The sequence below is a fragment of the Niallia taxi genome (genome assembly GCF_032818155.1).
Classification (GTDB): Bacteria; Bacillota; Bacilli; order Bacillales; family Cytobacillaceae; genus Niallia; species Niallia taxi_A.
On the sequence record NZ_CP102589.1, the window covers coordinates 2,767,181 to 2,779,763 of the forward strand.

The window sequence follows — 12,583 nt, forward strand, 5'->3', positions numbered from 1 at the left end:
AATAATTTACAAATCGAATTTACCACAAAATTTATTGATTTACAATAAATTATTATTCTTTTTTATTATTTAGTTATTGAATATCATAATCCTTTTAAGAATAGTTAAAACATAAATCTAATTAACTCCAAAAGAAAAAGGCTTAGAAATCGTCCTAAGCCTTTTTCTTAAATACATTGGGATAGACCAATATATTCTTTTAATCTGAAATCGGTAAATTAAACCATTATTTATTTTTAAAAATGCTCATACTACTAATATTTTGACGTCTGATGGCTTAAAGTTATTTCCTCATATAAAACGAATCTGTAATGAACAAGAAAATATAATGATGCAGGTAGAGGACTTGCATCATATTCAATCTGGGATCATTCGAATTGGAACGTTTTCAAGTGAAGCAACTCATTGGCTTCCTCCTAAGATTAAATCTTTTAAAAAAGATTATCCAATATTGATTTTTAATTACTGTTAGGGGACTATACAGAAATAGAAAGCTGGATTGAAGAAGGACGTGTAGACTTTGGATTTTTAAGGCTACCTACAAATAAGGAGATTGAAACTATTAATTTGAACTTTTTGTGATAAAAATAGAAAAGAGAAGTAAACAATTTATGTTCCTGATTACTTCTCTTTTACAATTTTACCACTCTAATTGCTCGAGGAATGTTAGGATATCACTATGTATTTTGTCTTTATCTGGTCCTAATGTCATTAAATGCTTGGAATCAGCATAGCCTGTTATATTTTTATGTGAGGAGGATACTTTGGAATATATATAATTAGCACTATCTTTATATAATGGGTCATCCCGCAATCCATATAATATAGAAATTGGTTGATTCAGTTGAGCTAAATTTCCCATTATTAAATCAATGCATTCTTTGAATTCTAATAAGTTATTAGTTGAGATTGCTTCTAACTTATCTAACTCCTCCGAAATTTGTAGCTTCTCTTTCCCTTGCAGCAGTTTTACATAATTAGCATAATTTAATACTCGTTTTTTTAAAGAACTAATCTCCGTCTTATATGGAACAGACATAGTAACTATACCTGTAACATGCTTTTCTTGGCCGACTTTTAAGGCCAAGAGCCCACCTAAAGACACCCCAATAACAGCAATATCCTGATATCCTTCATTTATTAAAAAGTTATAGCCCTCTTCTGCACTTTCCCACCAATCTTTTGGGGCTGTTGTCATTAAATGTTCTGCTGAATAACCATGGCCTTTATACAAAGGAGCATAACAGGTATAATTCTCTCTATTTAGATAGCCCCCAAGCTTTTTCATATCAACCGTATTACTAGTGAAGGAGTGTAATAATAAAACTGCTTTCGGACCTCCTTTATAGAAAAAAGATTTTGGTTCACTAATTTTCACCATCATTGATTACCACCTTATATATAATAATCCTTCATTACCTATAATATATACATACACAAAAAAGCTAATTGCTGCAAACACTAAGCATATTCCAATATTTTGATGAATATTTAGAATTCAAAAAAAGAATGCTAATAAAAAAAGTGAGGACAAACACATGTCATATAAAAGTCAAAAGTTCCTTAATATTTGCATGCTTGTGCTGTCTTGGATATCAGTAGCTTTTATTGGTGCTAATAATTTAAGACGATTTTCCCCAGCGACAATCATCATTGGTATGTTAGAAATTTTAAACGGACTATTAGGAAAAAAAAGAAAATGGTGGGTTTTTTACAATAAACCCAACTCGTACTTATCTGGTGAATTCTCCTATAATATCGGCCCGTTCATCTTAACTTCCTTTTTAACACTAAAGTTTGGTTATGGAAATTTTAAAAAATTCATGTTTCTTAGTGCACTGATACATGCTTTTTTTGCCTTCCCTTTTGCATACTTCGCTAAAAGGGTAAAACTATTCTCTTTAGTACGTATTAACCATTTTCAATTTTTCTTTTATTACTTACTAAAGGCACCTTTATTATATTTCATGCAGTTTCTTTTTGATAAGAAGGAAAAAGCGCTGTAAATAGTTTCTATCGATATGAGGATTATTAAAGGGTTAATATAAAATACCTCCTCTATACTCAGAGGAGGTATTTTGGTGAGATTACGTAATGCTCAGCATATTACATACTTTTCTATTATTTGATTTTTAAGCCTAGAACTCTTGTCACAAATTATCCTATTAGCCCATATTTTTCAAAGCTATTGTAAATACCGTTTTCATCTACCGCTTCTGTAACATCATCTGCCACGCTTTTTACTATTTCATGTGCATTCCCCATTGCTATCCCATGTTGAACAAATTGTAGCATCTCTATATCGTTAAAGCTGTCGCCATATGCAAAGGCATTTTCTTTCGTGATATTTAAACGTGCCAATACCTTTTCGATAGCAGTTGCCTTGTTAATCCCAAGCAGAGATATTTCTCCACTATTGCTGCCAAATACAGGGACAGTACTTGGAATAACTGTATACCTAGCCTCAAATTCTTGCATCACTGAGTCAATTGGTGTTGCTGAATCAAGGAAGACAATTTTATTAATGTCCTCTCTTATTAACTCTTCCCCTTCAATTAAAGCTTCATAAAACGGCACTATTCCTTTTTCTATTTCCTTAAGAAAATCTGGATTATTAGTTTTCAGCTTTTCAATAAAACCAAAGACATTTTGTTTGCAATTTTCACTAGCAAACAATCCAGTATTTGTTTCTAAATAAAAATCAATTCCTTTTTGGTAGAAGAAATCTAAAATTTGCTGGGCGTCTGTTTTCTTAAATTTTTCATGAAATAATGCTTGTTTTTCCACTTCAATATAACAACCAGCGCCTCCAATTAATCCATCAAAGCCAACACTTAATATGTCATCAAATATTTCTCCTCTTGATCTTCCTGTACATAAATAGATAATATGTCCATTCTCTCTCGCCTTTCGTACGGCTAATTTAGCAGATTCTGGTATCATCCCTTTTTCATTGACTAACGTACCATCAATATCCAAAAAAATTATTTTTTGCATCATTACACACTCCTATAATAGAAGAAACTTAGCACTGAAAAATTAGTTTGTTTTCAAGTTTTTCATCATATTTTTATTATATAAAATAGAGATGATGAAAACTGGTCTGTTATAGACCAACTTGGCGGGATATAAATGAAAAATGTGGTTTTCTGCCATTAAATTGCCACATCAGAAAAGGCTCACCCTTTAAAGGTAAGCCATCGTAGTTGAGAAATTATTTGCTTACAGATTTGTTTCCTTCAAAATGTTTTCCGCTAGTATATTCTTTAACCAACCAACAAAGTTTTTACTTGCTCCGAAATCAATGTTGATAACTTTCAGCACTTCCCGAAGTCATACATCTCACCTTATTTTCGCCATCAAAATTTTCGAGGATAACTGTTAATGTTGCCCTTCCAGATGTACGGAAATAATATCTTTCAAATATAAATGTACATATTTGTTTTCCTTCGTCTCCAACTACATGATTTTCCCAATATAGTAAATCGTCCATTATATTTGGTGAATTAAGAATAATATCTGCTGCTTCAAATGGTGATACTGCTAGCTTAAATTCAATAGGTTTTTGCATGTTAACTCCTCTTTCGGATTCTCTTTCTATTATTTACGAGCGTCCCAATAAAAGGTTTCATTTTTTCTAGTTTTATCCTTCTATCAATTTCACATAAATTAAAGCCTTTTACTTTTTCGAGAAGGTTTCCTTATTTAAATTCTCACAAATTACTGCTTTGCAGAAAGTTGTTTCTACTCAACTAAACTCGCCAAATCAGGTTGTAGTTTGTTCCGCAAAACAAACAGCATGATTGCACCAACAAGAAATGCGACTGCATCTGCAATCACAAGGGACCAGACTACCCCTTCAAAGCCATACATAGAATTTGCAATAAATAATACAGGTATTAGTGTAATCCCTTGAATAATCGACATAATAAATGCGGCTGTCCCTTGTGCTGTTGCTTGGAAAATCCCAGTAAACAAAGTGGTCATTCCTGTAATAAACAAGGATAAAAACGTTACATGTAAGATGTAGCTACCCATTTCAATTAATTGTGGGTTATTTGTAAATAAGCCAATCAAGTGGTCAGAAATAAAGTAGACAATGATGCCAAACACGACTGCTAGCGTCACGATTGCTTTTATTGTAAAGGATATAGTCGTTTTCATACGTAATTTATTCGCTGTAAAAGCAAAGGCAATTAACGGTACGACTCCTTCACATAGGCCCATCACGATAAATTCAGGAAATTGTAGTAATCGCGAGGAAATTCCGTAAGCTGCTACAGCATGTTCTCCGTAATCAACAAGAAAATGGTTGAAAATAAGCGACATGGCACCTAAAAAGACGCTCATAATAAAGATAGGAACTCCAATTTTTAATACATTGCTCAGAATGTCCTTAGAAGCCTTGAACCATTTTAGAGAGATTGTTAAGAATTGGCTTTTCGATTTCATATGATAGGCATAATACAAGCTTGCTGCTATGTTGGAAATAACGGTTGCGGCTGCAACGCCAATCACGTCCCAATGAAACACGAAGATGACTAAAGCATCAAGAATTATATTTAAAACAACACTGAGAATCATCCCAATCATCGATTGTCTAGCTGAACCCTCTGAGCGGACAATATTCTCTAGTGTAAAAAACAAGATAACGAATGGTGAACCAATAAGCATAACCGTCACATATTCCTTTGTAAATCCAAAGGAATCTGAATTTGCTCCCAAGCCATGAACGATTGGATCAATCAACGGGAGACCAATAAGCATCACGATAATACCAAGAACTAAGCTGCTGTAATAGGCGAATGAAGACACATGCTTTACATCATTATACTTTTTCTCTCCTAGTAAGCGGGAGATGAATGTACCGCTGCCCATGCCAATCAAATTGCCAAGCGCCATAATAATGGCGAATAACGGCAATGTTAATGCAAGTGCAGTTAACATCGCCGTATTATGAAGTGTACCAAGGAAATACGCATTCAGAATGGAATAAATAACATTCATTGATGAACCTATCATCATCGGCACAGCAAAATGAGCTACAGCTTTTGCGACAGGTGCTTTTTCAAAATAATAGAGATTTTCTGTCTCCATATTTAATCACTACTTTCTATTTGTTTTATCAATAATTTATTTAACGACAACTATCACCCTATAAATAAACGCGCTTTATTATGGCTATTACCTAACAGTGTAAGGTTGCCTCTTACAGTGTTAGATGATATCATGATTTTATAAGCGTGTAAAGCATAAACTTACACTGTTAGATAAAAGGATGATTAAAAATGAAAAAACAGCAGCCGCAGATTTCAGAGGATAAAATTTTAGCAACCTCGTGGGAGCTTCTTGGCGAGGATGGAATCGAAAAATTAAGTATGAGGAAATTAGCCAACAGGCTTGGAATACAGGCCCCCTCTTTGTATTGGTATTTCAAAAGCAAACAGAATCTCTATCAGCGTCTAGCAAACACTGTATCCAAAGTGATTCTAGAGGAGTTTCACTCTGATGGAGACTGGAAGGAGCAATTGACCGAGCTCGCGATCACAACAAGGAGCGTACTCAGCCGCTATCCATGCTCCACCCAGCTCATGATGATGACACTTCCTCATGAACCAGACATTATCCGCTTCACTAACACCATGCTGCTTTGTGTGGAATCGACTCCGCTTGAGCAAGAGCAGAAAATGCAAGTCGTAACAACGCTTGTAAACTATGTGTTCTACTTCGTACTTGACGATTACCAGCATGAGCGCAATGTCTCGGCTATGCTTAAAGAACAGGAAACACTTCCAGGTGATGAGTTAATACGCCTTCTCGACACGATGAGTGAACAAGATGCCGGCTTGTTTAAAAGAATGTTCACAGGCGGGCTGTTCGAAATGATGGGAACAGACGCAGCCTTTGATTTTGGATTGAAGGTAATCATTTTGGGAATTGAGCAAGTGATTATGGAACAGAATAAGTAATAGAAAAAACCGCGCATCAGCTTAACGATGGGCGGTTTTCACTTGCTAAATATAAAAGAAAAAAGAGCTATTAATAATAAATAAAGCTTGCGACTATATAATAAATATACATGATAAAACTTATGGTAACTAAGCTAAGTGAACAAATACTTATTGGCTTTGAACCTCCAGCCCTTTTACTCATACGATTTAGTAAAAGGGAGAAAACTAGAATAATGACTTGTGTAACAATTGATATATAGTAATACGCTTTTAAAGTTTGTCCTCCTCCAATGTATGCCTGTTCCTACTAAAAGAATTCCAATTAAACCATAACCTGCAGCAATATTATTTAAAATTTTACTATTACTTTTAACTGAGTCAAAGGAAATGAATGTAATTGCCAACACCGTAAAGCTTATAATGACATCAAATAAAAAAACTAATATGAACAATTTATTATCCCCTATCAAATGCTTGAAATACTACTTCCGATATCAACACGATTCTTCCAATTAAAACCGCTTTTTTTTGATACCCAGTCACCAATGATCAACTATAAAGCGAATCAGCATCCTTGGAATAAATGTTATAATGTTCCAAATCCCTTCAAGTACTATTTCAAACAAACTCTCTTTAAAAAAGTCTTTAAATTTGTTTGGTTTTCTTTTTCTATATTTCATCTTTGAACTTCCCTTGCTTTATTTGGTTTTTTCTCTGAAAAAGATTTTCCCTATCATGATTATCGACAAATTCCGGGTAGATTGAACGGTAAAAGAAGTTAACTTTTTTGCTTTTTGATTAAATCAATTATGTAAAATAGCTGAGTTATAATAAATGAACCAAAGAAAATGCAAAGTATCCCAATAACTGTATCCACTTCACCCACTGAGTCTATCCCAATCATTAGAGGAATTAAAAAACCTAATAACACTAAACCTAATAATATGCTAAGTATAAAAATACTTATGTACCGTTTCATACCTGCCCTCCCAGTTGTTTTTAGTATATACGATTAAAAAATGTGTAAGTTTCATTTAATAGAATAAACGATAATAGAACAACCAAACTTTCTCTTTCACGTACTAAGCTATGCAAAAAAGACCTTAGCTGAACTAAGGTCTAATAAAAATGCTGGTATCATTTATTCTTTAAATAATCTTGGTAATTTTTATTCCCTCCAGAAAGATTATAAACATCTTGAAAACCAATTTGGCGCAATACATTTTGGGCCGCATTGCCAGTGACTCCACTGTTACAATAGGTTACTGTTGGGAGGTTAGGATCAAGCTCTTTACATTTTTCACGCAGGTCTGCTAGTGGTATATTTAGAGCGGTTTCCACTTTTGAGACATTGTATTGTTTTAGTGCTCTTGTATCAATTACTTGAATTGCTTCACCTTTTTCGATTCTTTCTGTTAGGTCTTTCGGTGTAATCAGCTTATTTTTCTTATCAATCGCATTTTGCAAGGCCATTCCTGTATACATGACAGGATCTTTTGCAGTGCTGAATGGAGGGGCATAGGCGAGATCAAGGTGAAACAGATCCTCTGCTTTTGCTTTAAATGTTATTGCTGTAACAAAAACATCTATTCTTTTATCAACGCCTTCTTCTCCTACGATTTGTACACCGAGAATTCTGCCTGTTTTTCTATCTGCAATTGCTTTAATGACTATTTCCTTTCCGCCAAGATACTCTGCTTTTGCTGGTTTTATATTATGAAGAACTTCGATATCAAAACCTTCTGCCAATGCTTCTGTTTCATTCATCCCCGTTTGACCAATAGCCAAATCAAACACTCTTAGGATGCCTGTCCCTAAAACGCCTCTGTGCTCTAAAGTCCCGCCTGTAATAACATCTCCAGCAATTCTTCCCATTTTGTTTGCTGTACTTCCTAACGGGCGATAAATAGGTTTTCCCGTTATAACAGAGTAGCTTTCTGCTACATCTCCAACAGCATATATATGTGGCAGATTCGTTTGCATTTTGCTATTAACGGCAATAGCTCCAGTATCGCCAATTGTTACGCCGATTTCTTTTGCTAATTGTGTATTTGGGCGTACACCAACAGCTAATATAACCATATCCGCTTCTATCACTTTTCCTGACTTTGTTTGTATATCCGTCTTACTAATAGCTGTTACTTCATCATTTAAAATGAGGGTGACTCCCTTATTCACTAAGTGATCTTCCACACGTGACGCAATATCCTCATCCAGATGTGCCATTATATGATTACTGCGTTGAACGATCGTTACATCTAACCCTCGCTGAGTCAGTTGCTCGGCCATTTCCAGACCTATATATCCACCACCAATGATGGTTACTTTCTTTGGTTGATTTGCCTTCATATAGCGATCAATAGCTGCAGTATGCTGAATAGTACGAACTTGAAAAACATGCTTTTGATCAGCGCCTGCAATATCTGGAGTAATCGGTGATGCTCCTGTTGCAAATACTAATACGTCATATGTATCTTCCTTCACTTCAGCTGAATCTAAATTTTTTACTTTTATTTTCTTTTGCTTGGCATCAATCTGTTTTACTTCATGTCTCGTAAAAATATCCACATTATAGCGTTTTTTGAAGGATGCAGCACTTCTAGGTGTTAAGGTATCTAACTCGGCTACTTCTCCGCCAAGGAAATACGGAATGCCGCAGCTAGAATAGGAGATATCATAGTCAGCATTATAAAGAGTGATTTCAGCTGTTTCATCGTTTCGCCTTGCTTTTGCTGCTACAGATGTACCTGCTGCTACAGAACCAATAATAATTATTTTCATGATATTAACCTCCAATATAAAATCTATATTTGACTATGTTAGAATGGAAAGCCACAAATATAAGCCGATTAAAGTAATCAAAAGCGTTGGTATCGTTAGGATGATACCTGTTTTGAAATACGTTCCCCATGAGATTTTCATTCCTTTTTGTGATAAAACATGGAGCCATAATAAAGTTGCCAGTGAACCAATCGGTGTAATTTTCGGTCCTAAATCAGAACCAATAACATTTGCATATATTAAACCTTCCTTGATTACCCCAGAAGTATTAGTATTTGCGATTGCTAATGCATCTATCAGTACTGTTGGCAGGTTGTTCATTACGGACGAAATAATGGCAGCAATGAAGCCCATACTAAGTGTAGCGACAAATAATCCTTGGTCTGCTGCTGCTTGAATAATAGTAGCTAGTAAATCTGTTAACCCAACATTTCGAAGGCCATAAATGACAACATACATGCCAATCGAAAAGAAAACAATTGCCCATGGTGCCCCTTTTATTACATGCTTAATAGACACCGCAGAGCTTTTTCTCGCAAACAGCAGAAATGCGATCGCAATAACAGAAGCAACAAATGAAACTGGAATAGAAAGAAACTCACTCGCAAAATAGCCAATCAGCAATACAGCTAAAATAATCCAAGATATCCGAAACATTTTTTTGTCCTTTAAAGCACTCATGGGGCTTTTCAAATGGCTTATATTATACACCTTTGGAATTTGCTTGCGGAAGTATAAGTAAAGGACCAGAATGCTTGCAATGATCGAAAAGATTGTTGGAATGATCATTCTTGACGCGTATTCTACAAATCCAATCTGAAAGAAATCGGCAGACACGATATTAACTAGGTTGCTTACAACTAAAGGTAATGAAGTTGTATCTGCGATAAATCCACTTGCGATGATAAATGGAAAGACCATTTTTTCTTCTAATTTCAATGCCCGCACCATTGCCAGCACAATTGGTGTCAGTATAAGTGCTGCGCCATCATTAGCAAAAAGTGCGGCAACGATTGCACCTAAAACTGAAACGTAAATAAACATCTTTATCCCATTTCCACCAGCAATCCTTGCCATATGTAATGCAGCCCATTCAAAGAAGCCTATTTCATCTAATATCAATGAAATGATAATGATTGCAATAAATGCCAAAGTAGCATTCCACACAATCCCTGTTACGTCGACAACATCACGGAAATCAACCACCCCTGCAAGCAGAGCGAGCATCGCTCCTCCACAGGCAGACCAACCTATTGAAAGATTTTTCGGCTGCCAGATAACGAAAGTTAGTGTTAATAGAAAAATAATGATAGCTAAAAAAGTTTGTAGCAATGCTGTTACCCTCCGTTAATTACATATAATTCTCAATCCATTGTTTTCTAACCAAATAAATTTATCCCGCTCACTCGGAATATGCTTTAATACATCTTGTATCAAAAGAAAATACGCACTTTCCTTATTTAACGAGTAGACTACCCATTGCCCTTTTCTTTGTTCCTTCACAAGTCCAATATCGCGAAGCTTGCGGAGATGCTGACTGATTGCCGGCTGTGACATTTGAAAAATCTCCACAAATTCACATACACAGCATTCCTGCTCTGCCAACATATTGACCATGGATAATCTAGTTTTATCGCCTAACAGCTTTAGCACATTCGCAGTCTCTTTTAATTCCAGCGTATCTTCTTGGTTCATAATGCACCACCACCTTATTTAGGTTAGTTCCCTACATAAGTATATGCTTATATACAAATATAAAAAAGAGTTAATTTTACATGAAGCTTTATTAACCCTTTTCCCGATTTTTCCGCCATTCAAATCCTAAACCTTTCTTTTAGAGTTTTTTTACCTTTAAGAAGGATTCGGATTGATTCGTTTTTAAAAATAGCAGTATTCCAGAAATATTGCTTATGTTATTATGAATAAGCAAATCTAATTTGAGGGTGATCGCTTGAGCGAAGAAAAATATAACGGTTATGATACAACGATAGTTTATGATTATAAGGAATACCCTGATGTTAAGAGCGGACGGTGTGATAATTGCGACAATGCTCAATTCAAGAGCTCCGTTAAGGATTTCATTTTCATCCGTGAATGCCGTCAATGTGGTATGAAGAAAAGTATTTGACCCTTGTTGGGTCTTTTTTATTTAGTAGGCTAACCGCAAATTACATTTATTTAAAAGCTCTAACCTTCATTGCTTGCATTATTCTTCTGAGTAGACTTAACAATCCAATAAGATTCCACTTGTCTTTTTATACAATCTCAAGTATTCCTTCTACATAAATGACAATTTTTTCAATATAATGTATTGTTCTGTTTTGTTAGAAAGTATAAGATGTAAATAGTTGGAAGATATATTACTTGGAGGGGAAATGATGTTCTCAATTTTGTTTTTAATTGGTTTGTTAATCGGAAGTGTTTCTTATGTAATCACCTACATATACGGAAAAGAGATAAGTAATGTAAAAAGATCAATAGCTGTCACTGTGGTGGGAGTTATTAGTTTAATAGTTTCTATGGGTGTCATTGGTGGGTTTGAAGGTATGCCATTTGGAGTTATAAGCGCAGGAATTATTTTAATGGCTATTGTTTTTTTCCTTATTGGGAAAATAGTTTTCTTGCGAAAGACAGTCATTTTGGGCGTGGTGGTTTATGCTTTAATATATGCTGCATACATTGACTACAATCAAGTGAATTATTGGATAGACGATAAAACGGTGCAAGACCAAGATGGAAACATTCTAGCTCATCTCCATAACATTGAAACAGATACCTCTATAAAAGGATTTAAAGTGTTTACTATTATGGAAGGGCAAAAGGAGATTGCTTTAAGCCTAGGTGAAAAGATGGCAGGAAATAGAATTGAAGTGACAGATGTAGAAAACAAAGAAGGACAGACAGAGGTTCACATCAGAACAACATATAACCAATCAGAAGAAAAAAATCCTTATATCCTAGTCGGCTTAGACAATGAAGAATCGGAGATAGTAGTTATCGATACAGATGGAACAGTGTACGAAGAATTAAAATGATAAAGTGGTAAATTAAGAGAGGAACAAAATGACTACTTGTATATTTAGTCATAAAAAAACTTCACCCAATTGTTAGACACTGTCTAACAATTGGGTGAAGTTCAAATTGGCAGCTTCAAGGTGAAAAAAATATAAAAGATTAACCGAACGAGGTATCCATTTTGCTAGGGAATATAACAGTATCATCTGTTAGCATTACACTGTGACATTTAATTAACATGTCCTTTAATCCATTAGGTGTACGGGTTTTATCATAGGCACATACGGAGATTATTCCCTTTTCATTTACATACCGATCGACCTTTTTTTCATAAATTTCAATTTGGTTTAATATTTCCTTATCATCCCCCCACTCCACAAGCCCCCATGTCCATACAGGAATGTTGTTATCCAAAGAAGGCTGGATGCTTTGTTTATAATAAGCATATATTCGTTGAGGATCAAAACATTTATTTTCAAAATAAAAGTCAAAATTATTGATAAGAAGAACTTTGTCTCTTTCACTTGGATTTAGTTTCTTATTTAAAGTTTCCTTTATTCTGGATATATTTCTGTCATTTTCAATGAGAATAATATTAGAGCCTAATTTTACTCCAGTAGTTATAAAAGTTATTACATTCTGAAGGTACTTTTCTTGATTTTCAAAATGATAAAATATATGTCCTTCTTCCCCTTCAAAATAATGTAATAATTCTACCAATCGTGTATTCTCCACTTTTATATCTCCCTACGTTTATTACATTACTGGCTAAATTATAACCTTGCTATACTAATTTGCAACTAATTTTCCCTGGTAATTTGAAATATAAACTAATA

Annotated in this window: 12 protein-coding genes and 1 pseudogene; 4 read left to right on the forward strand and 9 right to left on the reverse strand. The window is 34.6% G+C overall.

The genetic code is table 11. The features are described from left to right. Window positions 1–259 precede the first annotated feature (259 nt). Window positions 260–564, forward strand: a pseudogene (locus tag NQZ71_RS13885) (LysR substrate-binding domain-containing protein); the annotation flags it as partial. Between the two features lie 76 nt (window positions 565–640). Here the strand turns inward: NQZ71_RS13885 and NQZ71_RS13890 are convergent. The 4 genes from NQZ71_RS13890 to NQZ71_RS13905 all read right to left on the reverse strand — a co-directional run bounded on the left by NQZ71_RS13890 (window position 641) and on the right by NQZ71_RS13905 (window position 5,097). Continuing rightward, window positions 641–1,384, reverse strand: coding sequence for an alpha/beta hydrolase (locus NQZ71_RS13890; protein WP_317010865.1), 744 nt, complete (start codon window positions 1,382–1,384; stop codon window positions 641–643). Between the two features lie 773 nt (window positions 1,385–2,157). After that, window positions 2,158–3,000: an HAD family hydrolase gene (locus tag NQZ71_RS13895; RefSeq protein WP_317010866.1), complete on the reverse strand. Its 843-nt coding sequence runs from the start codon at window positions 2,998–3,000 to the stop codon at window positions 2,158–2,160. A 301-nt stretch (window positions 3,001–3,301) separates the two neighbouring features. Then, window positions 3,302–3,571 (reverse strand): DUF6054 family protein, encoded by a 270-nt coding sequence (locus NQZ71_RS13900; RefSeq protein WP_317010867.1) that lies wholly within the window; start codon window positions 3,569–3,571, stop codon window positions 3,302–3,304. Window positions 3,572–3,744: 173 nt separating this feature from the next. Further along, a complete protein-coding gene (locus tag NQZ71_RS13905; protein WP_317010868.1) occupies window positions 3,745–5,097 on the reverse strand; it encodes an MATE family efflux transporter in 1,353 nt (450 codons plus the stop codon). A gap of 191 nt (window positions 5,098–5,288) precedes the next feature. On the opposite strand from NQZ71_RS13905, the gene NQZ71_RS13910 reads away from it, so the two are divergent. After that, entirely contained in the window at window positions 5,289–5,969 is a 681-nt protein-coding gene (locus NQZ71_RS13910) for a TetR/AcrR family transcriptional regulator C-terminal domain-containing protein (protein ID WP_144454707.1), read from the forward strand. Window positions 5,970–6,729: 760 nt separating this feature from the next. Here the strand turns inward: NQZ71_RS13910 and NQZ71_RS13915 are convergent. The 4 genes from NQZ71_RS13915 to NQZ71_RS13930 form a co-directional block, all read right to left on the reverse strand. After that, window positions 6,730–6,930, reverse strand: coding sequence for a hypothetical protein (locus NQZ71_RS13915; protein ID WP_144454703.1), 201 nt, complete (start codon window positions 6,928–6,930; stop codon window positions 6,730–6,732). Between the two features lie 158 nt (window positions 6,931–7,088). Further along, entirely contained in the window at window positions 7,089–8,732 is a 1,644-nt protein-coding gene (locus NQZ71_RS13920) for an FAD-dependent oxidoreductase (protein ID WP_317010869.1), read from the reverse strand. A gap of 33 nt (window positions 8,733–8,765) precedes the next feature. Beyond that, window positions 8,766–10,064: an arsenic transporter gene (locus tag NQZ71_RS13925; RefSeq protein WP_260055400.1), complete on the reverse strand. Its 1,299-nt coding sequence runs from the start codon at window positions 10,062–10,064 to the stop codon at window positions 8,766–8,768. Between the two features lie 15 nt (window positions 10,065–10,079). Continuing rightward, window positions 10,080–10,427 (reverse strand): ArsR/SmtB family transcription factor, encoded by a 348-nt coding sequence (locus NQZ71_RS13930; RefSeq protein WP_144454700.1) that lies wholly within the window; start codon window positions 10,425–10,427, stop codon window positions 10,080–10,082. 256 nt (window positions 10,428–10,683) lie between these two features. Here NQZ71_RS13930 and NQZ71_RS13935 point away from each other — a divergent pair, with 256 nt between their 5' ends. Both NQZ71_RS13935 and NQZ71_RS13940 read left to right on the forward strand, forming a co-directional pair. Then, a complete protein-coding gene (locus NQZ71_RS13935) occupies window positions 10,684–10,860 on the forward strand; it encodes a DUF8096 family protein (protein ID WP_127734276.1) in 177 nt (58 codons plus the stop codon). Window positions 10,861–11,107: 247 nt separating this feature from the next. Next, window positions 11,108–11,767 carry a hypothetical protein gene (locus NQZ71_RS13940; protein ID WP_317010871.1) on the forward strand — a complete coding sequence of 220 codons (660 nt, stop codon included), beginning with the start codon at window positions 11,108–11,110 and terminating at the stop codon, window positions 11,765–11,767. 139 nt (window positions 11,768–11,906) lie between these two features. Here the strand turns inward: NQZ71_RS13940 and NQZ71_RS13945 are convergent, their stop codons facing one another. Further along, window positions 11,907–12,467, reverse strand: coding sequence for an MEDS domain-containing protein (locus NQZ71_RS13945; protein WP_317010872.1), 561 nt, complete (start codon window positions 12,465–12,467; stop codon window positions 11,907–11,909). Window positions 12,468–12,583: the final 116 nt, after the last annotated feature.

Bases quoted from the DNA above. Each gene is read 5' to 3' on its own strand.
- NQZ71_RS13910 (WP_144454707.1), top strand. From the start codon at position 5,289: ATGAAAAAACAGCAGCCGCAGATTTCAGAGGATAAAATTTTAGCAACC.
- NQZ71_RS13905 (WP_317010868.1), bottom strand. From the start codon at position 5,097: ATGGAGACAGAAAATCTCTATTATTTTGAAAAAGCACCTGTCGCAAAA.
- NQZ71_RS13895 (WP_317010866.1), bottom strand. From the start codon at position 3,000: ATGATGCAAAAAATAATTTTTTTGGATATTGATGGTACGTTAGTCAAT.
- NQZ71_RS13890 (WP_317010865.1), bottom strand. From the start codon at position 1,384: ATGATGGTGAAAATTAGTGAACCAAAATCTTTTTTCTATAAAGGAGGT.
- NQZ71_RS13915 (WP_144454703.1), bottom strand. From the start codon at position 6,930: ATGAAACGGTACATAAGTATTTTTATACTTAGCATATTATTAGGTTTA.
- NQZ71_RS13940 (WP_317010871.1), top strand. From the start codon at position 11,108: ATGATGTTCTCAATTTTGTTTTTAATTGGTTTGTTAATCGGAAGTGTT.
- NQZ71_RS13920 (WP_317010869.1), bottom strand. From the start codon at position 8,732: ATGAAAATAATTATTATTGGTTCTGTAGCAGCAGGTACATCTGTAGCA.
- NQZ71_RS13930 (WP_144454700.1), bottom strand. From the start codon at position 10,427: ATGAACCAAGAAGATACGCTGGAATTAAAAGAGACTGCGAATGTGCTA.
- NQZ71_RS13900 (WP_317010867.1), bottom strand. From the start codon at position 3,571: ATGCAAAAACCTATTGAATTTAAGCTAGCAGTATCACCATTTGAAGCA.